Below are 21,011 nucleotides of genomic sequence, written 5' to 3' on the forward strand. Positions count from 1 at the left end.
TTGTTGTACTTTGTTCGGTTACGTATTGCTCTTCGTCAAAGACCAGATCATCGAAATCGGCAATCACCACAACACCACGGAGACGTAACTGCCGGAGCAGGTACCACAACCGAACGGAGGCAATAGGTCGATGGAAAATAGCCGTTTGATGTCCTTCCTTCCATTTGAGTTTCGTCAAATGGGTAAAATGGACATCGTGGCCTTGTTTCGAGAGGGCTAATCCGAGGTTTTCGCAACGGTAGACGAACGCGGGATCGTTGCGATAGAGATCCGCATTACGGTTACTGGCGACGAATACAATGTTCTGAATTACCATGTAGCCAGCACACACCCTGATATGCAAAATGCAATGTATCTATTCAGCTCACCCTTGATTGGCCCCATAACGGTCAAAATGCAGAACGTAGGATGCTGGTGAGCTTGCGAACCGCATCATTCGCGATCGATGCGGTTCGTTCCTCACCAGCATCCTACACATTATCGGCGTATCCACCATGCGCTGATTAGTTACAATGCAATTTAAGATTAAAATTGCATCACTGCTATCCCGTTAACCCCTTAAGAAGCGCACACGCCCTCCGACAAGCGCAGCAGCATCAGCAAGCACTTTATCAGCAGTATAGCGGCAACAACGCACTGGTATCAAAATAGAGACGAGGATCAGCCACGCTCTTCTCTGAGCTCTCGAATCAGCTCTGTTGATGTAGTCTCGGAGGGGGGCAAGGTATCACGTAATTTCGCCCGAACAGATGCACGCGTCACCCTTGAACTATCTGTACTTGGCTCTGGTGGAGTAAGCCGCGCCACTACCCGACCCCGCCGTGTTATCTCCACCTGCTCTCCATGCTCGACGGCTTTCAACAATCGGCTGAGTTGTTCTCTCGTTTCGCGGACACTGACTTGCATAGCCTATCTCTCTATTTTAGTCACATCTAAGCGTACACAGAACCACGAGATTATCCAAGTCACATAACGACTCCTCTTATCCATGTATTTAAACAAGTCTGTCATGAATGAAAATGTAACCTGAAGTCACTGATGTCTCACAAATTCCAGCACCTCAGCAACCAGCTCCGCAGCCCGCACAGCATTATCGGCCTCGGCGTAACAACGTAGCTCCGGCGCATTGCCCGATGGACGCAGGTGGACGATGTCACCACTCGCAAAGGTAAGCCGCAGCCCATCAGTCACATCCAGTGCCACAACCGGGCCATAGAGTTGGGTAAGTGGCGCTGAATCACCTTCCAGACTTTCCAGCAATCCCCGACTATGTTCTTTAGTAATGTTCTGAAGCCGGTCACTCGCAGTAAAACGCTTAGGTAGTTCCCTTGTCAGTGCTGACAGGGGTGCCCTCTTTTCATGAGCAAGCGCCAACAGTGCCAGGATTGGCAACACGGCATCACGAGTGGGCAATGGCAACAGGGTTTTCCCATTGCGCTCAATTTTACTCCCAAGGAGAAATCCACCGTTCGCCTCAAAACCGACCACAGGCGCCCTTCCTGCTGCCAGAAGCGCCTCCATGCCCTCGATGACATACGGCGAGCCGATACGGGTCCGGGTGATATGTCTAAACCATCCACTTTTTTCAATTGAAGTCGTGCAACTGACTGGTGTGGCAAGCGCTTCAGCTTTCAGGAATCGTGCGCACAACAATCCGACGACATCTCCCCGAAACCAAATGCCCTGTTCGTCACCAAGCAGAGGCCGATCAGCATCTCCGTCGGTCGAGACCAGTGCATCCAGCTGGTGCTCCAAGACCCACGCTTTTGCACGTTCAGCATCCTCTTCTGAAACCGCTTCTGTATCGATCGGGACAAATTTATCGGTACGCCCCAGCGCTATTACCTCCGCACCCAACCGGGCAAGCAGGGTCGTCAACAGATCGCGCGCGACACTGGAGTGTTGATAAAAACCCACTCGCAACCCTGCCAGCATATCCACGGGAAAGAACTGAAGATACCGTTCCATATAACGCTGTTGCGCCCCCTCATCCACCGCAGGCAAGTCCGGTAACGCCAAAGGCTCAGGCAATATAACTTCAGCACCCATAATGGCAGCCTCATCTGCTTTGGTAATCTCACCCTCTGGCCGGTAGAACTTTATTCCGTTTCGATCGAACGGGATATGACTGCCGGTTACCATGATAGCCGGAATCCTTTTCTGCATTGCATGCAATGCCAGTGCAGGCGTAGGTACTACCCCGCAGAACTCAGCAACAAGACCTGCCGATTCAATCGCAAAAATACAGGCACGCGCAATCTCCGGACTACTGGGTCGCAGGTCGATGCCAACGACAACTTGTTGATCCGGTACACTCCCAAACAAATTGAGGAAAGCTGCTGTATAGCCGATACAAACCTCTGGCGTCATCTGTTCGACCAGACCGCGGGCACCACTGGTTCCAAAAACCACACCGCTATCGGTTGCCAATTGTTGAATAGTGACTTTTTTCATGTTTTCTAAATCTTCATCTTCCATATACGCAAGGCGAGTTCGACCGCATCCTCGTAACGTGGCTCAAGCTGCTCGACTGACTCCGGATAGTCAGAAAAATCTTCATCAAACAGCGGCTCTGAACGACCCTGAAATGCCTTCTCCTTTATTCGTGCATTGCACTCCAGGTAGCGATGATAAAACTTCATCGCCGCTTCACGGCTGGCAGGATAATTTTTGCCGTGGCACAGTTTTGAGATGAGCTGGGTCACCGCATCGCGCTCTTTGTTCCTCTGACCTCCTACCATACACGGCATTTTCCGGTTGACCTCGAGCAGAAAATCCGCCCCCATTTGATTGAGCGACTCATTTTCCACAACAGGCATGCGCTTGCCTTCCGGACGCAGCCCGCAAACAGCGCAGAAATCATGCACTAGGTCACCCTGTTCCCACTCATGCGGTAAAAAGAGACGAACTTTTAGCGCCTCTTCACCAAACACACCACACCAGTTATCGTAGATTTTGTCGTAATTGAAATAGTAAGGCACAGGCCCTTTGGGTGCGCCAGGAAAAAGTATCGGTGTTGGATTGCCAGACTTGATTTTGGTCGAATAGAGACTCACTGCCACGCGATCCTGCCGGCGCAGGTAGAGAACAATCTCGAACTGTTCCACCCAGGGTTCTAAAAAAGCCTTCAGACGGGAAATTGCATCTTGACTGACCAACCGGCTGTGCAGATGTTCTGATGAAATAACCAGTACGTTAGCCTTGGGCGCAGCCAAAAACTCCCGGGACAATTTTTTTCGTAGCGTATCCCTGTATGACTCCTGATCTTCAGCAGAGTGGATACCTAACGCTACACCAACATCCATTTCCCAGGGCTTGTTTTGCGCGCAGGCTGCAAAGCCCCACTGAGTCCCACCGTTATTACCCGTGGCCGATGGATAGATCACACCATCACCAACCAGTTCCTTGCGATTTACCGTTAAAAAACGTTGTATGGTAGATGTACCGGTTTTCTCGGTTCCAATATGCAGCACACAACGCTTAAAACGCTTTTTTGAACCATTTGATTTAGCAACCTGCCCGAGGACCGAGCGCAACTTTTTGATTACCATTTCGCTCCCTTCTGCTGCTCCCTGGCATTGGCATGACGCGTAATCTCTTTCAGCGCCGAAAGGTAGGCACGACTGTTAGAATGTACCCGATCGCTGGCAGCCATTTCTGCCTGTGGCCACCATCGATAGTCGCGGTGTTGTGATGACGGCAGACGGCTCAGATCAAGATCCTGCCGAAGATGGTAGGCCAGCACCACATAATGGGTATCCGGTGTCTCGCCAAAGACACTATCATTGTAGAAATGCTCATACACGTCCAGGAAACAGGCGGATGTGCGACTCGCCTCGACGTCCAGTTCATCCCTTACCAACCGCATGAAGGCGGCATCAAGGCTTTCGCACTTTAGAATCCGTCCACCTGGCACAAACCAACACCCCTGCGCCGGACGGTTATTGCGCAAGCCTAGGAGAATCTCCCCGCAGTCATTCTCCACTACCAGATCGATCGATACCAGTGGCGTAGACGCCACCACGGTCTGAAAAACATCAGACGGAAGATGCACCTTCAGCCCCTGAACCGTTCCTGATTCTCCAGAAACCAACGATAGGCATCCCGCAGCCCCTCTTCAAGGGTAATCGACGCCTCCCAGCCCAACGCCTTCAAACGGGAAACATCCATCAACTTGCGCGGCGTACCATCTGGCTTACTGCTGTCGAAGCTCAACCTGCCCGAAAACCCTGCAACACGGGCAATCGTCTCTGCCAACTCTCGAATCGTACAATCCAAGCCTGTACCCACGTTGATATGAGACAGCATCGGCTCTGTATTTACCTGATAAGTATCACTATCCAATTCCATCACATGCACACTCGCCGCCGCCATGTCGTCCACATGCAGGAACTCGCGCATCGGTTTGCCACTACCCCAGATCACTACCTCTTCTGCATTGGATTGAACCGCTTCATGAAAGCGGCGCAGCAACGCAGGAATCACGTGGCTGTTCTCAGGATGAAAGTTGTCATTCGGCCCATAGAGGTTGGTCGGCATCACACTACGGTAATCACGACTGTGCTGACGATTATAACTCTCACACAGCTTGATACCGGCAATCTTGGCAATTGCGTATGGCTCGTTCGTAGACTCCAGTGTCCCGGTGAGCAGCGCCGTCTCCTTCATTGGCTGAACGGCCGACTTGGGATAGATGCAGGAAGAGCCGAGGAAAAGCAACTTCTGCACACCCGCCAAATGCGAGGCATGTACAATATTGGCCTCGATCATCAGATTTTCATAAATAAAATCAGCCGGGTAAGTATTGTTGGCATGGATACCACCCACCTTCGCCGCCGCAAGGTAAACTTGATCCAAACCTTCGCTATTGAAAAAAGCGTGTACAGCCTTCTGATCCAACAGATTCAGCTCATCGCGTCCACGGGTAATGACGTTGGTATAGCCCAACGCCTGGAGGCGGCGGATGATGGCCGAACCAACCATTCCCCGATGGCCGGCCACAAAGATTTTCTGTGACAGATTACGGGGCATAATCAATGTTCCACCTGCATCGGCAACTCATACCCATGCTCCTTCAATAGCGCATGCCGCCGTGCCTCGTGCAAGTCGGTAGCCACCATCTCTGCGCACATCTCCTGGAGTGTAATTTCCGGCACCCAACCCAGCCGCTCTTTCGCTTTTGTAGGATCACCCAGCAGGGTTTCCACTTCAGCAGGGCGGAAATATCGAGGGTCAACCGCAACAATTACGTCACCCACTTTCAACCCAGGCGCCTTATCACCCTCTATGCGCTCAACGATACCTTTCTCATCCAGCCCCTCCCCCTCGAAACGCAGGGTCAGGCCTAACTCTGCGGCTGACATACTGACAAAATCACGCACAGAGTGCTGAACGCCGGTAGCGATGGCAAAATCTTCAGGCTGGTCCTGCTGCAGCATCATCCACTGCATACGAACAAAATCCTTCGCGTGACCCCAGTCACGAAGCGCGTCCATATTGCCCAGATAGAGGCACTTTTCCAACCCTTGTGCAATGTTGGCCAAACCGCGAGTAATCTTCCGCGTGACAAATGTCTCACCACGTCGAGGTGATTCGTGATTGAACAGAATCCCATTACAGGCGTACATACCGTAAGCCTCACGGTAGTTCACCGTGATCCAATAGGCATACAGCTTGGCTGCAGCATAGGGACTGCGCGGATAAAACGGCGTGGTCTCTTTCTGAGGCGTCTCCTGTACCAGCCCAAACAGTTCGGAGGTGGACGCCTGGTAGAAGCGCGTCTTCTTCTCCAACCCCAGTAAGCGAATCGCCTCAAGCAGGCGAAGCGTACCCATACCAACAACATCGGCAGTGTATTCAGGCGCTTCGAAACTGACGGCCACATGGGATTGTGCCGCCAGATTATAGACCTCATCCGGCTGCACCTCCTGAAGAATGCGGGTTAGATTGGAACTATCAGTAAGATCACCGTAGTGGAGAATAAATCGCTGATTGTCAACGTGCGGATCCTGATAGATATGATCCACGCGTTGTGTATTGAATGATGAGGCACGGCGCTTGATACCGTGTACCTCGTAGCCCTTCTCCAATAATAACTCTGCCAGATAGGAGCCATCCTGGCCAGTTATGCCCGTAATAAGTGCCTTCTTCATTATCAATCCTCGTTGTAACTATTTAATTCCCTGAGAGACTTTTGACGGCCTGCCACGCCTGGAAAAGCCAATCTTGCGGCCCGACATTGCTTCAATTTGTGATATAAATTTCGCACTGCCCAGCGGTGTACCCGATTGCAAGGCATATCCCAACAACTCTAATTCATCGACGTCCAGCGGACTATCGAACAGATCCCGATAAGCAGACTGGCGATCCGCCGGGGAGCGGCCCATGGACAAATACTCTGCATGCTCCGTCACAACTGGATTGCTCACCCCAAGCGCATTGGCCGCATAACTGGACCAACGATATTTGGCTGGATATTTTACCATCTCTGCCCTGATCGGATTCATTTCAATATAACGCTGACAAGCCAAGAGATAGGTCTGAGATTGAATGATGTTGGATTTGTAGCGCCCCTCCCACAGGCTACCATGCCGCCTGTAGGTTGCATTGATATAGCGCACGTAGTGCCGACCCAAACTCTGGAACAAGCGGGCAGCTGACGTCGGCTGATCAGGCGTCAACAGTAAATGCACATGATTGGTCATCAGCACATAGGCGTGAACTGCGCAACCGCAGGCATCAGCCGCCTGCTTCAGGCAGCGCAGATACTCCAGATAGTCGAAATCATCAAAAAAGATCGCTGCTTTGTTATGCCCTCGTTGAACCGCATGCACCGGAGCACCAGGCAAGTAAAAACGGGGTTTTCTCGGCATAGCATACGTCACATCTATTTCAGTGGATGCCTAAGACGCAACCCCTTAAAACGGCGAAACCCCTTGTCCGTAGTCACCCAGTCGCAATCCCATTCCAGCGCCAATGCAGCGTGATAGGCATCTGGAACAGCGTTACCTTTTGCAGATATATGCTCCATACACTGCAGAAATATCTTCCAATGATTATTTCCTGGCACGACGCCTGTCGCCTGCGGCGCAGTTCTAACCTGCTGTGCAAACGCAACAGCAGAATCCAGGGAAGACGGCTGCTCAAAAACCTTCGGATGAGTGACAACCCGGATAAAGCCACTCATGACCAAATCAGAAAAACCATATGCCGTGCCTGAATTGAGAACAGACTCAAGCCAGTTCCGATACGCCAAGTGATCTCTCACATCTTCTCTGTGCGCATAAACCAGCACATTCACATCCATCAAAATCATATCGAATCATCCATGATATCAAGTAGCGACTTGCCATTATCCAGATCAACACCCGGTTTAACTCCAGGCCCTGATGAAGTAATTAACCGCACAACTTTATGCTTCACATTCGGTTTTGAAAATGATTGGCGTAATGCATTCTCAATGACTTGAGACAACGAAACACCCTGTTCGACCGCCTTATGCTTGGCTGAAATCAAGAGCCGATCATCAAGATTCAATGTTGTTCGCATGACCATTCCCAAAAGCTGCACGTCATGTAAGAATAGTAGCCATCCGAGAATGATGTCAATATTTATATGGGTCTGACCCCTTTTTGTGGTAAATTCACTTATACGGCAAGATATGCTGTTCTACATCTACAACCTCAAACTCAGGATCTTTATGCATTAATATCCCATTCTCCAAAATTGCAGTTGCGGCAATCCAAGCATCTGCGAGTGACAGTGGATGAGTTGCCTTGATTTTAGCCGCCTGCTCCAAGAGATCGGAGTTTTCATGAATCCACCGGATTGGGAGCGATTTACACTGCTCAAAAGCAACTCTTCCTTCTGTCTCACCCTCATCCTTCCAGACCCGATAGAAAACCTCCATCAATGTCATGAATGAGCCATAAACTTTTGCTTGATGCTCTTCCGCTTGCAACAAAACCTCTGCAACTTGGTCAGCACCGTGCTCATCATCACGGAGTGTTAAAAGTGCAGAGGTATCTAACAGATAGCGCCTCACTCCCCCTCTCTCTCTTTTTTTCGTTCAGCCAACAGGCGCTCTGTCGCGCCTCCACGCCCTCTTCCACGAAAGGCGTCAATACCGTTTTGGGGTAGAGGGACAACCCTTATTGTTTTCCCCTCAACAATCCATTCAAGACAATCAGAAGCACCTAAATGGAACCTATGGCGGATATCTGCAGGAACAACCGTCTGACCGCGTGATGTGATGGTACTTTTCATCCTCTGCACCTCTTGATGAATTACATTTCAGTGTTTATTGTAATTCATTTGGCACGGTATGCAATACCGAACCATTTCCAATGTGGTATTACTTATAAGCGGTATCGATGGTCAAGACCACTACAACTATCCTGACAGAGGGGGCGGGGAATCAAACCCCAAGAGATTGAATAACTGATCTGTCAGTTTTGCTCCATTTTTTGATCAAAGTCGGCATAAACAAGTAAACTAAAGTCAGATCATTCCTTTTCCTGGCAGAAGACCCCGTTGGTTCCATGACAGCAGAATCTCATAGAAATATAAATGACCCCAACCTATCATCCATCATCGAACTACCGTACAAAGACAGCCCTCTATTAATTGCCTTGGGCGGAGTTGCCGGTAGGCGAGGACCACCTCCATTTGAGTTGTTCAATATAACAAAAAACCTAAAAGCCAACAAAATCTACTTACGCGACCTTGAGCAAGTATGGTATCAATCCGGTGTTTTCGGAATATCAACCAATATTGATGAAACCGCTTCATTTCTCAGGAAGATTATTGATGAGAAAGGCATTAATAAAGTGGCTGTGTTTGGTAATTCAATGGGTGGCTATGCAGCCATAATTATTGGTGTATTGATTGAGGCAGGTTGTGTCCATGCTTTTTCTCCACAAACCTTTATCCATAATCCAAGATATATAAGAAATAAAGACAAAATAAGATACTTGCATAATAAATTTTCTGATAAATATTTTGACTTAAAACCTGTAATCAAATCACACCGTAGTATTTGTGACATTAACATCTACTATGATAAGAATGAAAAAATTGACGAAACTCACGCAAGACATTTAATGAACATGAAAAATATTACGTTGCATCCGTACGATGAAGGCTGACATGGTCTAATTAGATTATTGAGAGACTCAGGTGAACTCAATAGCATTATCGCTTCATCATTAAATACTCTACCTGGCAAACCCACGAACGTAGACATCAGTCATCGCCCCTCGTTTCTCGCTAAGTTATTGGGTCGCTAGTGAAGCGACCGGGGCAGCGTGACCACTTGATAGTGAGTCGTCGCACTCCGGCTATGGTGAAAAAGAGATCTGGATCTATCTGTTGGCCTAAACTACTTCAAGGATTTTAAAGGCAGGAATAGGCGCTTACTTCCATCTGCGATGTGGAAAAACCCATAATGCCTATAAAAGGACACCGCCGTTTCATTGATGGCATCCACCACCATGGCGTAGATGGCTATTTCGTCGCTTACGCCAAACCGGCCCTCAGACTGCAAAGAACAAAACAGAAAAAGGTGTCCAAACGCCGCTCAAAAGCCACGAAAGCCCGCCGCAAGGGCAGTGAAGAGAAACGTTGCTGGGCAAAGCGGAAGAAGCTGGAAAAGGTCGAAAAGCGCCTGCGTACCGGTTATAAGGCGAGTCAAAGCGACAAGTTGCATCGTCAGCAGGCTGATTACGAAGATTATCTGAAGCAGTTTTGTCGCACGTAAAACCCAGGGTGTGGCCCTTACAGGCACCGGTGTCTAAGTAGTGTCCGTCCGGAAACAAGTGAATAATTGTAGCCTGGATGAAGCGTAGCGGAATCCAGGAAGATAAGTGGCTGATTCATACTCTGTTCCCGGATTACGCAAGCTCCATCCGGGCTACGGGAACTGATTTCCGGATGGACACTAAATAGTGCCTGTCCGGAAACGCCGTTTTTTACCACGAAGCGCACGAAGTACACGCGACTGCATGGATGCAGGAGGTAGAGCAACGCAGGGAGCAGTTGCCGAAAGGTAATTTATTGGTAATCAATCTTTTACCTTGGCGCTCTTCGCGTTCTTTGCGGTTAGATATGGGGTTTCCGGACGAACACTAACTAAGCATTGTGGTGAGTCAACGCGTTTTAGACATCGCCACCAGCTTGTCCTGCACCGATGTGGTTACTGACGTTTTGGTAAAGGGGACAAAGTTGCAGTGTTTGCAAAGGCCATCCTTTCTATCAAAGCCGACAAGTGAACGCCGCCATGCTACCGCATTGGCACTTGCGTAAATCAGAAAAATACTGCTTTGCGTATTCAAGTTGCCAATAATGCAATCTTGATGTTCAGGAATGTCAGAGCGCAGATTGCAGCATGGCATGACAGAACCGTTATAGTCGATATAGACGTGATAAAACGGTGACAAACATGGAGATGTGCGAACAGGTTGATTGGTGACCTCTACTGTTTCACCCCGGTTGCAGCCGGTGTTATCAAAGTTGCGTCCATAGATACGCAATGACATATCTTTGTAGTCTATATCTGCTTCCAAACGGTGGCCAAAAAGATCAACGGTAATTTTTGCTTTAAGACCAAGTTCGGCGAGCTTTTTTTGCATTCGCTGCCTAGTCTCCTCATGATCATATTTTTGGTTGCTGCGCAGATAAATCTGGATGTTCAGGCTGTTCAGCCCAGCGTCGTAAAGTTCATCAAGATACTCTTTTGTCAGGTAATCACCATTGGTATTCATGTGCAAAACTGCCTTCGGCACTAGACTGCGAGCCTGGGCGATTTTGTCGATAATGATCCTGTCTGCCAGCGGTTCATTATAGCGGCTATAACTGATTTTCCTGTTGTAGTCGCACTGCCCCAGTTGCCTGAGGATGGATAAATATACATTATTATCCATATGATGCTGTGCTGACCGTCGGTCATATTCTGCATTAGGACAAAACCAACAAATCCGGTTGCAGTAGGAGAATACTTCTATTTCAATCATGTCAACGGATCGTTTGAATAGGCTCATCGCTTTGTCATGATCGCCAAGAGGCGTAAAGTGATCCTGTTCAACAAAATCAAACGGAGTGCGTCCATGCTTGACAATAGAGGCAAAGGCATCGCGGACCTGCACCCCACCGACACGCCTGACCAAGTGCGCCAGTTGGCTTTTGACTCTGATGTGCCAAGGCCGTTTATTCATGGTCGATGTGATCCCCTTTTCGCATAATGAGTCTGTAGAAAAATAATTCTTGAACTGACAACTTCTGGTTACCCATTGTTTAGCTATTCTCAAAGACTTTCCATTGCTTTTCTACTCAGCTATAGACTAAACTAATAAAACTTAGTCTATATGAGGTCGTTATGCACACTGTTAACATCCACGAAGCCAAGACGCATCTGTCACGGCTGATTGAGCAGGCCACCAAGGGCGAGTCATTTATCATCGCCAAGGCAGGTAAGCCGCTGGTCAAGGTTATGCCTTTGAGCGCGCCGGAGGCGGGGCAGGTAAAGCGGTTGGGCTTTATGGCGGGGCAGATTACTGTGCCCGATGATTTCGATCAGATGGGTAGCACTGAAATTGCGCTGCTTTTTGGTGATGAATCTTGAAACTTCTGCTGGATACTCATTTATTGCTATGGGCGGCAGGTGACCCTGACCGCCTGTCTGCTGATGCTCGTGGCATGATTAGTGAGGTAGAAAACGAGCTGTTTTTCAGTGCGGTCAGTCTGTGGGAGATTGCCATCAAGAGTGGGCTGGTGCGTGATGATTTTCAGGCAGATGCGCGACTCCTGCGACGGGGACTGCTGGATAACGGTTATAGCGAACTGCCTATTGGCAGCGAACACGTTGTCGCTATCGATATCTTGCCGCCGATTCACAAAGACCCTTTTGACCGCATACTTGTTGCTCAGGCAATGGTTGAGGGTATCACCCTGCTGACATCCGACTCTTTGGTGGCACAGTATCCTGGCCCTGTGAAGAGGGTGTAAAGTACACCGGTGCCCGAGTCAAACCGCATCAACCCCGTCGTTGTTACCACTATTGTTTGCGCGGTTCGATTCTGCGCCTTCATCTGTGACCGTTGAATGGCCCTGCATGATTAGCTAAGCTATTAGCTAATAAGTGATTTCCCGAGGCGACCACATGCAAGTCAATGTACACCAGGCTAAGTCCCAACTGTCGAAACTGATTGAGAGGGCTTTGGCTGGGGAAGAGGTGATTATTGCCCGCAACAATAAACCTACGGTGCGGCTCGAGGTACTCCCCGAAGCTCGGGACAAACGCAGGTTGGGTGCTTTGAAGGGGCTGGTAAAGTACATGGCAAATGATTTTGATGAAACGCCGGATGACTTCAAGGGTTACATGTAGTGGACCTATTGGTGGACACTCGTGCCTTCATATGGATGAGCAGTCAACCCCAGCGTCTTTCACAAACTGCCTGGGCGCTTCTGGAAGATGAAAACAACGCCGTCTCCGTTAGTATTATGTCCTTTTGGGAGATGGCCATAAAAATCAGTCTTGGCAAACTGGATCTGGGTGCGGACTGGATGAGCCAGTTGCAGGGTTTTATGAGAGACAATGCTGTATCCAGCCTGCCGCTGCGCCCTGAGCATTGCACAACGCTTGGCTCTTTGCCCTTTATTCATCGCGATCCGTTCGATCGCATGCTCGTAGCGCAGGCACTGTCGGAGAAGTTGATCCTGATAAGTAAGGATGGAAGCTTGAGGGGGTACGAGGTCGAGGTTGTTTGGTGATGGAAAAGGGTCGGTGCTCTGAAGGCATCGAGCGAATTCGGATCTACCCACTATCTTTTTGACTGGCGTTTGAGATCGCGATAAAAGTTCTCATGCGGTCCGACTGTCTCGAGATAGATCAGTCGAACGCTGTCGTCGCAGGTGTAACCCAATAGATAGAGCTGATTCTGGCTGCGGAATTTGTAGACGAAGAGTTGCGACAGGTCGCCCTTTTTCTGCTCGCCGATAATATTGGGATTGGCCATGACGGCCTGCACAGCCTCGTCGACATCGGCAGCCACGTTGTCATGGAGTTTTTTGTAGATGCGGGAGAAGCGCCGGGTTTGCCGTACCTCCCAACTCATTTACGGGAACGCGGAACGAAAACTGTCGCTTCTTCTCGCGGTTCGGCTATCGCCATTAGACTTTCAGCGATGAAGCTGGCCGGCAAGTCCGGGTTGTCCAGCGCAGCACGCCCGACCTTGGCCCAAAACTCAATTTGCCCTTGCACCGTGCGGAATTCGGCTTTGGCTGTCGTCCTGGCTTGCGCTACGAGGGTGTCATCAATGCGAACGGATGTGCTCATTTCAGCTACTGTCATACTTGTGACCGTGATTAACCACAATTGTAGTCACGCTCGGGATCATCTGCAACCTACGAAGATAAAAAGGGTGCAGGCCTTTATCGATATTCACGCCACATCCGAATGTTCAATACCCTTCTGTGCTGAATTGATATAGGCATCGAGGAGAACATGAGGAGGGACGACTGGCATGTCTGTTGTTATTGAATGAGAAGCCTCTTCCGACGATGCCTGTGTGAGCTCTAATAGATGTTGGTAATCAATACCCGAATGACTTTTTAGCCCTGGAGTTTTTCGATAGAAATTTCCGTTTATCTGGTTTTTTTCCATGAGGTGATTTCTGAATCGCTGATATAATTTTCTGTCAACTTTACCCTGGGTTTTCCAGAACTCTTTCATATTCCCCTGAAACGTAAGTCCTGCCATATTGTAGATGGCATGGCCCGATGTCTTAACGGGTGTGCCATGTAATATTGAGGATAGGCCTACCGTGCTATTTAACAGGACCGTGCCTTTGGCATGACCCAGCAGGGTGGGTAGATGCATATCATGGACATAGATAACCCGTGTTTTGCAGCCGTACCTGTCGGCAAGCTTGTGGATAATTCGGGTGTAGTCTGAGTAACCCCTGTCCAGTGGATGATGTTTGATCACCAGAAGGGTGTCTGTCGGTGCGTGTTTTGAAAAGGAGGAGATCACCCTCCTGATAAAGGCAGCTGCAGAGGGAACCGACGACCAGATTTTTATCTGTGCATCGTTATGAACCTGAAGCGGTACGAGGAAAAACCTCTTTGAATAGTGTGTGGTCAGTTGTTGTTGAACGCCACGTTCACAAAAACGGTAGTAGTATTTTCTGAATCCCCCTCTTACCCATACTACCGCCTCGTTGTACCATTTGAATGGGCGATGGTGGATGTAGTCCGGAAAGTGACTCTGCCCAAGCCATCCCATAAAAAAATAGACGGCCGCATACCAACCTGCATGGGCAAATGAGTAGGGGACTGATGCTGGCTGTCGTAATGCCTCTTCCTGGACATCTTGATATGCCTCTGGAGTGCGCGGAATGGATGAGCGTCCATTTACGCCATCTTTTTCAAGAGTGATGAAGTGAGGCCGGAGATAGCCCTCCTCAAAGACAAATACGTCAATGGAGAGCAAGCTTGCAACTATATGGGCTTTCCTGTGATATGAGCGTTCATCCCCGAACAGGTAGATGGTGGTGATTTTACAATCTTCCAGAAACTGCTTCAGAAACACCGGCCACTGCTCAACAGTGCCGGTGTAGTCCACACTATTCTCACCATTGAAGAAGAAGCGGTCACCCGCATTGAGGTTTATCTTGTAAACAGTATGCCCGGATTCTTCCAGGTCCATGGCAAGGCGCTTGAAAAAAGGCCCCACTGGCCCTTGAAGCAGGAGAGTGTTACTTGCCATACATCAATCCCTGGATAAGGTTGTTTAGCTTCCTGGCCATACGACTGGTCCCATATGAGCTGATTCGAGTCTCGTTGATTGCTGACGACCGTTGACTCTCAAGCCCGCTGATGGCTATTTCCGGGCTGGAAAAAGCCCTAGAAAAACCATTGATATAACGCGGGTATACTACCATACAACCGGCTGTCAGTTCATCTATTGTCACACTCCTGTTTCTGCGATTTCTGCGATCCAGTTTGTGTTTGTCAGTGGTAAGCCCCCATCCCGCATAGAAAGGAAGACCGTAGGTGGTAACCTGCTTGTCTCTCAGCAACCCTTCAAAACCGACCAGGGAGGTCATGGTGTGCACCTCATCAACGGCATCGAGACATTGAGAGATGCTGATATCGGTGACCAGTTGATCAAAATAGGGGGGGTGCCGGGTTTTTCTCTGGCCCTTCCGGTTTCCACTCAGCACGTCCGGGTGTGGTTTGTAGATGATATAGGCATCAGGGGCACTTTTTCTCACAGCTTCAAGCAGTGCTCTATTTGTGCCGATATCCCTGCATCCCAGACGGATCGAGGCATCATCTTCGACCTGACCGGGAACCAGGATAATACGCTGTCCGGATTTCGCTGAGTGGGTAAGCGGTTTTCTTTCACCGACGTTATATTTACTGATTCCGGAGTCGATAAGTGCTTTTCTTATCGACTGGGCACGGAGAATCTTTTCCTCAGAAAAAACAGTGTTTTCAAGGATTGTCTCCAGGTCACTGGTTTGGCCTGGGTCAAAATAGATCCCCTGTTTGTCCAGAACCAGGGATGCCGGGGCTGTCAGGTCAGAACCCAGACCCACGGAACGCAGGAAACCGTCCTCCATGCGCCAGATGGGAATATCATGCTTTCTGGCAAGATCGCGTATTTTTTTATTCTCGCGAACCCCCCACACTACAATGCGGGCATCTTTCTGTGGCAGGCGGCGCTCTATCTGCCAGGCACTGCTGGCGAAGCGAATTTTATTCCAGGGACTGTAGAGGTAGTCGCGAACATAACCACGCTTCCATGGAGTGAAGCCATAACAGAAAAGGCTGCCACTATTTTCAACAAAGTAGTGTCGCTGGAGGGCCAAGTGATCGATAACCCGTTCGATTTCGCATGATTTGCCGGTATCCGGGTCGCGGTACCGGCTGTAAAGAATATAGGCCGCGCTGAAGAGCTGTTCTATGGTGCGATTCCCGGTGCGTCTGGGAATCTGAATCCGGTCATCGGTAAGCCCCCAACCGGCATAGAAGGGAACGCCGAAGCAGGTCACGGGTTTGCCTGCCATCAGTGCTTCGAAACCCATTTGTGAAGTAACGGCATAGACGTGATTAACCTGTTGTAACAGGCTGATTGGATTGCAATTTTCTGAAATAAGATGAACGCGCGGGTGTTTCCCGGCCCGCAGGAGGTGGCTCTGCTTCCTGCCGGCAATAACATCCGGGTGGATCTTGACCAGGATCTCTGCTGTTGGGTGTTCCTCCAGGGCGGCATCAAGCATACGGGTAAAACTTTCAGGTCCCGCCAGGCCCCGCTCGATGGAGAGATCGCCTGCTGTCTGATCCACAACCAGAATGCGTTTTTTTGCTGTTGGCTGGAGGGTGATATCCGGACTGGAATTGTACTTGGAGAGCCGGTTGTCGATGATCAGCTTGATGCACTGTTGTGTCCTTGAAATCAGCGCCCTGTTTTCCAGGGGATTCTGAGCGCCATCGAGATACTGCTGTAGACGCCTGAATGGAGGCGAGTCCGGTATATCGTCGAATTCGCCGGAAAGGATTTTCTCCAGGCGAGAGGGGCGGGTTGCGTCATAGTAGATCCCCAGGTCGTCTATCACCATGGAGAGGGGAGGTGAGTGGTCTACACCCAGACCCACTGAGCGCAGAAAACCATCTTCCAGGGTGAGGTAGCGGAGATTATTGGATTCAGCGTATCGCCGGGCTGCGACCGTGTTGGTTTTTAGTCCCCATCCAATGACCGTCTCATTGTGATGTTTTGACGCGAAACCGGGAAAGAACTTCCATCTCCTTGAGATGGCGTCGACATCCAGGAAGGTTCGAAGATGGGGGATCCTGAAGATCCCCCTGGAAAACGTCACTGCTGATGTCGATGGCATCAGTGTGCGACAGAGAGAGGCTCCTCAGAATTTCCGGTTTGCTGCAGAAGGATTCCGCGCTCGACCAGGGTTTCAAGCAGCTGCTTTACACACACCTCCAGGGTGTTGTTCTCAGTATCGATGCTGATTTCAGGGTTTTCCGGTACCTCGTAGGGAGAGGAAATGCCTGTGAAATCGGAGATCTCTCCAGCGCGGGCGCGTTTGTAGAGTCCTTTTACATCGCGTCTCTCGCACTCCTCGATGGAGCAATGACAGTAGATCTCGATGAAATCATCATGATCAAACAGCTTTCTGACATTTTTTCGATCACCCGTGAAGGGTGAGATAAAGGCCGTAAGGGCAATGACACCGGCTTCAACGAACAGTTTGGCCATCTCGCCGATTCTGCGAATATTCTCCTTTCTGTCTTCGACGCTGAACCCAAGGTCACCACAGAGGCCATGACGGACATTGTCCCCGTCGAAGACGTAGGTGCGCCCCCCCCGCTGATGGAGTTGCTCCTCAAGCGCATGGGCAAGAGTCGATTTTCCCGAGCCTGAGAGACCGGTAAACCAGAGGACGACGGATTTGTGCTGATTGAGCTTCTCCCTGCGTTCACGGGTGACTGTGGCGCAGTGCCAAACGATATTATTATCCATTTCAGTATTTGCTTAAATTGTGGGGTGAATGTCAGATAAACAGCGTCAGAATATCATGATGACGAAAAAACGCTATAGGGTTTTGCGCAGAGGAATTTCGGCCGTCTTTGCGCTATTCAAGTATGTCTCCTGAAGGCGCTAGTGGGCGACGATGCCCTTCTCAATAGCATATGTGGTCAGGGCGGAAGCATTGTGCAGATCGAGCTTCTTCATCAGATTCGCGCGGTGTTTTTCAACGGTTTTAATGCTGATGCAGAGGAACTCCGCCATGCTTCTGTTGGTATGCCCCTCCGCAACGAGCTTCAGTATCTGTTTTTCCCGCCGGGTGATGGAAGCCCACTCGGTCAATGGCTCGGAATTTTTTTGTCCCACCAGATATCCTTGCACTACCTTCTCGGTAATGTCGGGGCTTAGGTAGGTTTTGCCTTGCATTACCCTCTCCACTGCGACCAGCAGTTCGTTGTGGGTGGCGTCCTTGAGGATGTAGCCGTTGGCTCCGGCATTGAGACTGGCGAGCACATACTCCTCTTCGTTGTGCGCCGTAAGCACGAGGATATTTATTTCCGGAATCCGGTTTCTGATCTCCTGTATTGCATCCATGCCGTTCATGCCTGGCATGTTCAGGTCCATGATCGTCAGGTCGGGTTTTTTTTCCACGGTGCAACGAATCGCCTCCCGCCCGTTACCCGCCTCTCCGATGACGGTGTAGTCAGGGTTGCTCTCTAACAGCGATTTCAAACCAGCCCTTAGGATTGTGTAGTCTTCAGCAAGAACTATTCGTATCTTTTTTCCCATCTTTTATGCCTGATTCACTGTGAAGGCAGCTTCTCGTGGTGATGCCTGCGTCATTTCGACCCTGCAACCAAATTTCTGGCATTTGTTGAACATGTCCACTAGCACTAGAGCAGGGTGGCATTTAATTTCCGGTTCAATCATTTTCGACCTATAACTTCAAAGGTTAGTCGCTGTCCACGCTAATGAGTATAGTTAAATGATATTTTTTTCAAATCAAACGGTTCGCCAGTCCCCTTCAACGTGATAATTACGGATACAGCGTTCCCGTGGTGTTTCGCTGCAAAGCGCATCTAATCCGACCAACTATGCCTTAACACGGCGTTCAAGCACCACCTTAGTATCGCTCATTCCGCAGAATCAGTCTTGACCTTGGGTAGCTGTTCTGTCAAATAGGGACTACATTGCAAGGGTGGTCTAAGCTGGCGGGTAGAGGCGTGAGCCGTTTACGGGGGGCTGCATCTCCTGATTCTTGTGAACGACGGTATTTGTGAATCTATATGCATGGGAGTGATGCGTTGGCGGCGAAGAGACAGGCTAAAATCCACCTCACCCGGTTTTTCGGGCTGACCAGCTTTATTTCGATTTCAGTCACGGCGCTGCTAATTATCGTTTTCATCCGTGGGCTGATAGTGAGTTCTGTCGAGGCGATTTCTGAACAGGGCAACTCGACATTGACTCGTGCGGCGGTCTCTTTTTTCGCAGATGAATTGAATGCTTTCATTGAGCAGACGGAGCAGAATGGCGAGGCAGATGCTGCGGCGAATATGGTGTCCACTCACTTGCGGCGGCATATTCATGACCTGCTAAGAGAGACATCGGTGGTTAGGGTAAAGATCTATGACTGGAGTGGAAGAGTGATCTACTCCACCAAGTCCGAGCAGATCGGTCGAATGCAGGAAAGAAACCTGGGCTTTGCTGCTGCGATCAGCGGGAACGAAACGACCAGAATTATCTATCGCGATACCTTCAATCTGTTTGACGAGGAGACGGCAGACGAAAATCTTGTTCAGACCTATGTGCCTATTCACACACAGGACAAGGACAACATTATTGGTGTGTTCGAGATCTATTCCGATATCAACGAACAGATCAAGGAGGCGGGTGCCAGGGTTGCCGGACTGATTGTCGGCGTTGTGGTGGTTATGGTGATTCTGTTCGCTATTCTGCTCTTCCATATCAAAAGGGCTGAACGGATCGTTGAGGAGCAACAGCGTGAAAACAGGGAACGACAGCATACGCTCGAGGTGCTCTCATCAAAGATGCTGACTGCGCAGGAAGATGAGAAGAAACGTATTGCCAATGAATTGCACGAAGACGTGGTGCAGACTCTGGTTGCAGTCAAGTTTCACCTTGAAAACCAGCTTCAGCAGCTGAGCAAAAAAGCCGATTCGTCGACAAACGAACCTGAGATGATTGTGAAAGTGTTGCAGGATGCTGCGCGAAAGATTCGTGCGGTGGCAGTCGACCTGCGAAACCCGAGTCTTGATGATTTCGGTCTTAGGACCACTGTCGATTCAATGGTCAAGGAGTACAGTTCCGTTTCGGATGATCTCAACTTCGTTGCGACAGTGCAGATTCCGGAAGATGAGATCCCCCTGGAGCGCAAAACCATCATCTATCGCATTCTCAGTGAGACGTTGACCGAGATCTGCAAGCTTGGATATTCGGCAGGTACGATCAAGATCGACCTGAAGCAATCTCCGGAGGGGATGAAACTTGGCATCGAGACGAACTGGAGAAATGAGATCGGAAACGATGATTTGGGTGCTGTTGATGGGTTTGGTTCGATGCGGGAAAAGACGATTCTCTCAGGGGGGGATTTTTCCTCTGTGCGTAACGATTCCGGTTCTATCACTCGGTTGTCGGTCTGGCCCAACTGAATTGGCGAACTTCAGCGGGGTCACTGACTGCAAGTGCAGATCATGGTTCATGCCGGCTAAATTTCAAATCTGCTTAGGGATTGCTCCAGTGCCCCCTATCTTTTTGATAAAACAAGAAAAAAAATAAACTATCCAAACGGAAAGAAATAAAAAAATACAGGGTTCTATTAATAATACCGCTAAATGCGTTGGTGTGTAGATGCGTGGGTAGGGTAGGCACTTGAAAAAGGTAGGTCTTCTATTTATTCGATTTTACAGGCAAGACAGCAAGATTGGCTTCCGTTGGTCGAATCAATAATCTATAACTTCATGTTTTACCAGAATATGTTCTATTTCCGGTTGCCTGAAGGTCAGCCGGCAATAAAAATGGACACCCGTTCCCCAATGCTTCTGCATACGTTCTGCTCAGACAGGGCGTGGTTTGGCCCATCTTTTTAAAACCATCGTAAAATCATATACCTATGAGTGGGTGGTAGTGAGAGAGCTGTCTTGATCCATTGCAGTCCCCAAAAAGCAGAAATTCATTCTGCAAATGGACAGTAGGGTATTTTGCCTATATTGCAGGGGGTCGATTCACGGCGGATTCTTTTTTTCACTATGATTGGCAACAACCAGACTGACCATATTGAGGTTGATAAAGCCCTGCCCATTGGCGGGACGCGGTAAATACTTCCCTTATGGTTTGTCGATGGGGAGGGTAATGGTGTGCACAGAGTGGGACGGTGACTCAAGCCGAAAGAATCATAATGATATCCAGAAAAATTAGAAAATTGGGATGGATCGTGACGCTGACTTTTATGGTG

26 protein-coding genes are annotated in these 21,011 nt (G+C 49.5%); 7 read left to right on the forward strand and 19 right to left on the reverse strand.

Going from position 1 to position 21,011, the window contains the following annotated elements; translation table 11 throughout:
* From G9Q73_RS05335 to G9Q73_RS20360, 12 genes are all read right to left on the reverse strand, one after another.
* On the reverse strand, window positions 1-316 hold a 316-nt coding region (locus G9Q73_RS05335), incomplete at its 3' end, for an ATP-grasp domain-containing protein (RefSeq protein WP_177418875.1).
* Between the two features lie 344 nt (window positions 317-660).
* Window positions 661-906, reverse strand: coding sequence for a type II toxin-antitoxin system Phd/YefM family antitoxin (locus G9Q73_RS05340; protein ID WP_177418876.1), 246 nt, complete (start codon window positions 904-906; stop codon window positions 661-663).
* Between the two features lie 126 nt (window positions 907-1,032).
* Window positions 1,033-2,454, reverse strand: a complete 1,422-nt coding sequence (locus G9Q73_RS05345; protein WP_177418877.1) for a phosphomannomutase — start codon at window positions 2,452-2,454, stop codon at window positions 1,033-1,035.
* A 5-nt stretch (window positions 2,455-2,459) separates the two neighbouring features.
* Window positions 2,460-3,551: a hypothetical protein gene (locus tag G9Q73_RS05350; RefSeq protein WP_177418878.1), complete on the reverse strand. Its 1,092-nt coding sequence runs from the start codon at window positions 3,549-3,551 to the stop codon at window positions 2,460-2,462.
* Window positions 3,545-4,054 (reverse strand): GDP-mannose mannosyl hydrolase, encoded by a 510-nt coding sequence (locus tag G9Q73_RS05355; RefSeq protein WP_177418879.1) that lies wholly within the window; start codon window positions 4,052-4,054, stop codon window positions 3,545-3,547. The genes G9Q73_RS05350 and G9Q73_RS05355 overlap by 7 nt, the downstream gene beginning before the upstream one ends.
* A gap of 2 nt (window positions 4,055-4,056) precedes the next feature.
* A complete protein-coding gene (gene fcl / locus G9Q73_RS05360; RefSeq protein ID WP_177418880.1) occupies window positions 4,057-5,031 on the reverse strand; it encodes a GDP-L-fucose synthase in 975 nt (324 codons plus the stop codon).
* Window positions 5,032-5,033: 2 nt separating this feature from the next.
* Window positions 5,034-6,152 carry a GDP-mannose 4,6-dehydratase gene (gene gmd / locus G9Q73_RS05365; RefSeq protein WP_177418881.1) on the reverse strand — a complete coding sequence of 373 codons (1,119 nt, stop codon included), beginning with the start codon at window positions 6,150-6,152 and terminating at the stop codon, window positions 5,034-5,036.
* Between the two features lie 18 nt (window positions 6,153-6,170).
* On the reverse strand, window positions 6,171-6,872 hold the full coding sequence (locus tag G9Q73_RS05370) for a transposase (protein WP_177418882.1): 702 nt from the start codon (window positions 6,870-6,872) through the stop codon (window positions 6,171-6,173).
* 14 nt (window positions 6,873-6,886) lie between these two features.
* Complete coding sequence (locus G9Q73_RS05375) at window positions 6,887-7,315, reverse strand: type II toxin-antitoxin system VapC family toxin (RefSeq protein ID WP_177418883.1); 429 nt, start codon at window positions 7,313-7,315, stop codon at window positions 6,887-6,889.
* On the reverse strand, window positions 7,312-7,548 hold the full coding sequence (locus G9Q73_RS05380; RefSeq protein ID WP_177418884.1) for a DUF6364 family protein: 237 nt from the start codon (window positions 7,546-7,548) through the stop codon (window positions 7,312-7,314). The genes G9Q73_RS05375 and G9Q73_RS05380 overlap by 4 nt, the downstream gene beginning before the upstream one ends.
* Window positions 7,549-7,642: 94 nt before the next feature.
* Window positions 7,643-8,044: a PIN domain-containing protein gene (locus G9Q73_RS05385; RefSeq protein ID WP_177418885.1), complete on the reverse strand. Its 402-nt coding sequence runs from the start codon at window positions 8,042-8,044 to the stop codon at window positions 7,643-7,645.
* Complete coding sequence (locus G9Q73_RS20360) at window positions 8,041-8,265, reverse strand: AbrB/MazE/SpoVT family DNA-binding domain-containing protein (protein ID WP_177418886.1); 225 nt, start codon at window positions 8,263-8,265, stop codon at window positions 8,041-8,043. The genes G9Q73_RS05385 and G9Q73_RS20360 overlap by 4 nt, the downstream gene beginning before the upstream one ends.
* 275 nt (window positions 8,266-8,540) lie before the next feature.
* Here G9Q73_RS20360 and G9Q73_RS05395 point away from each other — a divergent pair, with 275 nt between their 5' ends.
* Together G9Q73_RS05395 and G9Q73_RS05400 are read left to right on the forward strand one after the other, a co-directional pair.
* Window positions 8,541-9,146, forward strand: a complete 606-nt coding sequence (locus G9Q73_RS05395) for an alpha/beta fold hydrolase (protein WP_177418887.1) — start codon at window positions 8,541-8,543, stop codon at window positions 9,144-9,146.
* A gap of 299 nt (window positions 9,147-9,445) precedes the next feature.
* Window positions 9,446-9,757, forward strand: a complete 312-nt coding sequence (locus tag G9Q73_RS05400) for a hypothetical protein (RefSeq protein WP_177418888.1) — start codon at window positions 9,446-9,448, stop codon at window positions 9,755-9,757.
* Between the two features lie 388 nt (window positions 9,758-10,145).
* Here G9Q73_RS05400 and G9Q73_RS05405 read toward each other — a convergent pair whose 3' ends face one another.
* Window positions 10,146-11,210 (reverse strand): radical SAM/SPASM domain-containing protein, encoded by a 1,065-nt coding sequence (locus tag G9Q73_RS05405; RefSeq protein WP_177418889.1) that lies wholly within the window; start codon window positions 11,208-11,210, stop codon window positions 10,146-10,148.
* Window positions 11,211-11,371: 161 nt separating this feature from the next.
* Here G9Q73_RS05405 and G9Q73_RS05410 point away from each other — a divergent pair, with 161 nt between their 5' ends.
* From G9Q73_RS05410 to G9Q73_RS05425, 4 genes are all read left to right on the forward strand, one after another.
* Window positions 11,372-11,617, forward strand: coding sequence for a type II toxin-antitoxin system Phd/YefM family antitoxin (locus tag G9Q73_RS05410; RefSeq protein ID WP_177418890.1), 246 nt, complete (start codon window positions 11,372-11,374; stop codon window positions 11,615-11,617).
* The gene (locus G9Q73_RS05415) at window positions 11,614-12,000 is read left to right on the forward strand and encodes a type II toxin-antitoxin system VapC family toxin (RefSeq protein WP_177418891.1); all 387 of its coding nucleotides are present in this window, start codon (window positions 11,614-11,616) and stop codon (window positions 11,998-12,000) included. The genes G9Q73_RS05410 and G9Q73_RS05415 overlap by 4 nt, the downstream gene beginning before the upstream one ends.
* Before the next feature lie 154 nt (window positions 12,001-12,154).
* Entirely contained in the window at window positions 12,155-12,379 is a 225-nt protein-coding gene (locus G9Q73_RS05420; protein ID WP_177418892.1) for a type II toxin-antitoxin system Phd/YefM family antitoxin, read from the forward strand.
* A gap of 11 nt (window positions 12,380-12,390) precedes the next feature.
* A complete protein-coding gene (locus G9Q73_RS05425) occupies window positions 12,391-12,765 on the forward strand; it encodes a type II toxin-antitoxin system VapC family toxin (protein WP_177418893.1) in 375 nt (124 codons plus the stop codon).
* Window positions 12,766-12,815: 50 nt separating this feature from the next.
* Here the strand turns inward: G9Q73_RS05425 and G9Q73_RS05430 are convergent, their stop codons facing one another.
* The 6 genes from G9Q73_RS05430 to G9Q73_RS05455 all read right to left on the reverse strand — a co-directional run bounded on the left by G9Q73_RS05430 (window position 12,816) and on the right by G9Q73_RS05455 (window position 18,328).
* Window positions 12,816-13,109 carry a type II toxin-antitoxin system RelE/ParE family toxin gene (locus G9Q73_RS05430; RefSeq protein WP_177418894.1) on the reverse strand — a complete coding sequence of 98 codons (294 nt, stop codon included), beginning with the start codon at window positions 13,107-13,109 and terminating at the stop codon, window positions 12,816-12,818.
* Window positions 13,106-13,330 carry a ParD-like family protein gene (locus tag G9Q73_RS05435; protein WP_177421275.1) on the reverse strand — a complete coding sequence of 75 codons (225 nt, stop codon included), beginning with the start codon at window positions 13,328-13,330 and terminating at the stop codon, window positions 13,106-13,108. The genes G9Q73_RS05430 and G9Q73_RS05435 overlap by 4 nt, the downstream gene beginning before the upstream one ends.
* A 105-nt stretch (window positions 13,331-13,435) precedes the next feature.
* A complete protein-coding gene (locus G9Q73_RS05440) occupies window positions 13,436-14,761 on the reverse strand; it encodes a capsule polysaccharide biogenesis protein (RefSeq protein ID WP_177418895.1) in 1,326 nt (441 codons plus the stop codon).
* Complete coding sequence (locus G9Q73_RS05445) at window positions 14,751-16,877, reverse strand: capsule polysaccharide biogenesis protein (protein ID WP_177418896.1); 2,127 nt, start codon at window positions 16,875-16,877, stop codon at window positions 14,751-14,753. Before G9Q73_RS05445 ends, G9Q73_RS05440 begins: the two co-directional genes overlap by 11 nt.
* Before the next feature lie 17 nt (window positions 16,878-16,894).
* Entirely contained in the window at window positions 16,895-17,533 is a 639-nt protein-coding gene (gene cysC / locus G9Q73_RS05450) for an adenylyl-sulfate kinase (RefSeq protein ID WP_177418897.1), read from the reverse strand.
* A gap of 138 nt (window positions 17,534-17,671) precedes the next feature.
* Complete coding sequence (locus G9Q73_RS05455) at window positions 17,672-18,328, reverse strand: response regulator (protein ID WP_177418898.1); 657 nt, start codon at window positions 18,326-18,328, stop codon at window positions 17,672-17,674.
* A gap of 515 nt (window positions 18,329-18,843) precedes the next feature.
* Between G9Q73_RS05455 and G9Q73_RS05460 the strand changes: the two genes are divergently transcribed.
* The gene (locus tag G9Q73_RS05460) at window positions 18,844-20,208 is read left to right on the forward strand and encodes a sensor histidine kinase (protein ID WP_177418899.1); all 1,365 of its coding nucleotides are present in this window, start codon (window positions 18,844-18,846) and stop codon (window positions 20,206-20,208) included.
* The last annotated feature ends 803 nt before the right edge of the window (window positions 20,209-21,011 follow it).

It is taken from the genome of endosymbiont of Lamellibrachia barhami, from assembly GCF_011947365.2.
In the GTDB taxonomy this organism is placed as follows: domain Bacteria; phylum Pseudomonadota; class Gammaproteobacteria; order Chromatiales; family Chromatiaceae; genus QGON01.

Excerpts from the sequence above, each read along its gene's own strand:
- G9Q73_RS05340 (WP_177418876.1), bottom strand. The coding sequence starts at position 906 with ATGCAAGTCAGTGTCCGCGAAACGAGAGAACAACTCAGCCGATTGTTG.
- G9Q73_RS05345 (WP_177418877.1), bottom strand. The coding sequence starts at position 2,454 with ATGAAAAAAGTCACTATTCAACAATTGGCAACCGATAGCGGTGTGGTT.
- G9Q73_RS05350 (WP_177418878.1), bottom strand. The coding sequence starts at position 3,551 with ATGGTAATCAAAAAGTTGCGCTCGGTCCTCGGGCAGGTTGCTAAATCA.
- fcl (WP_177418880.1), bottom strand. The coding sequence starts at position 5,031 with ATGCCCCGTAATCTGTCACAGAAAATCTTTGTGGCCGGCCATCGGGGA.
- gmd (WP_177418881.1), bottom strand. The coding sequence starts at position 6,152 with ATGAAGAAGGCACTTATTACGGGCATAACTGGCCAGGATGGCTCCTAT.
- G9Q73_RS05370 (WP_177418882.1), bottom strand. The coding sequence starts at position 6,872 with ATGCCGAGAAAACCCCGTTTTTACTTGCCTGGTGCTCCGGTGCATGCG.
- G9Q73_RS05375 (WP_177418883.1), bottom strand. The coding sequence starts at position 7,315 with ATGATTTTGATGGATGTGAATGTGCTGGTTTATGCGCACAGAGAAGAT.
- G9Q73_RS05380 (WP_177418884.1), bottom strand. The coding sequence starts at position 7,548 with ATGCGAACAACATTGAATCTTGATGATCGGCTCTTGATTTCAGCCAAG.
- G9Q73_RS20360 (WP_177418886.1), bottom strand. The coding sequence starts at position 8,265 with ATGAAAAGTACCATCACATCACGCGGTCAGACGGTTGTTCCTGCAGAT.
- G9Q73_RS05395 (WP_177418887.1), top strand. The coding sequence starts at position 8,541 with ATGACAGCAGAATCTCATAGAAATATAAATGACCCCAACCTATCATCC.
- G9Q73_RS05400 (WP_177418888.1), top strand. The coding sequence starts at position 9,446 with ATGCCTATAAAAGGACACCGCCGTTTCATTGATGGCATCCACCACCAT.
- G9Q73_RS05405 (WP_177418889.1), bottom strand. The coding sequence starts at position 11,210 with ATGAATAAACGGCCTTGGCACATCAGAGTCAAAAGCCAACTGGCGCAC.
- G9Q73_RS05410 (WP_177418890.1), top strand. The coding sequence starts at position 11,372 with ATGCACACTGTTAACATCCACGAAGCCAAGACGCATCTGTCACGGCTG.
- G9Q73_RS05420 (WP_177418892.1), top strand. The coding sequence starts at position 12,155 with ATGCAAGTCAATGTACACCAGGCTAAGTCCCAACTGTCGAAACTGATT.
- G9Q73_RS05430 (WP_177418894.1), bottom strand. The coding sequence starts at position 13,109 with ATGAGTTGGGAGGTACGGCAAACCCGGCGCTTCTCCCGCATCTACAAA.
- G9Q73_RS05435 (WP_177421275.1), bottom strand. The coding sequence starts at position 13,330 with ATGAGCACATCCGTTCGCATTGATGACACCCTCGTAGCGCAAGCCAGG.
- G9Q73_RS05440 (WP_177418895.1), bottom strand. The coding sequence starts at position 14,761 with ATGGCAAGTAACACTCTCCTGCTTCAAGGGCCAGTGGGGCCTTTTTTC.
- cysC (WP_177418897.1), bottom strand. The coding sequence starts at position 17,533 with ATGGATAATAATATCGTTTGGCACTGCGCCACAGTCACCCGTGAACGC.
- G9Q73_RS05455 (WP_177418898.1), bottom strand. The coding sequence starts at position 18,328 with ATGGGAAAAAAGATACGAATAGTTCTTGCTGAAGACTACACAATCCTA.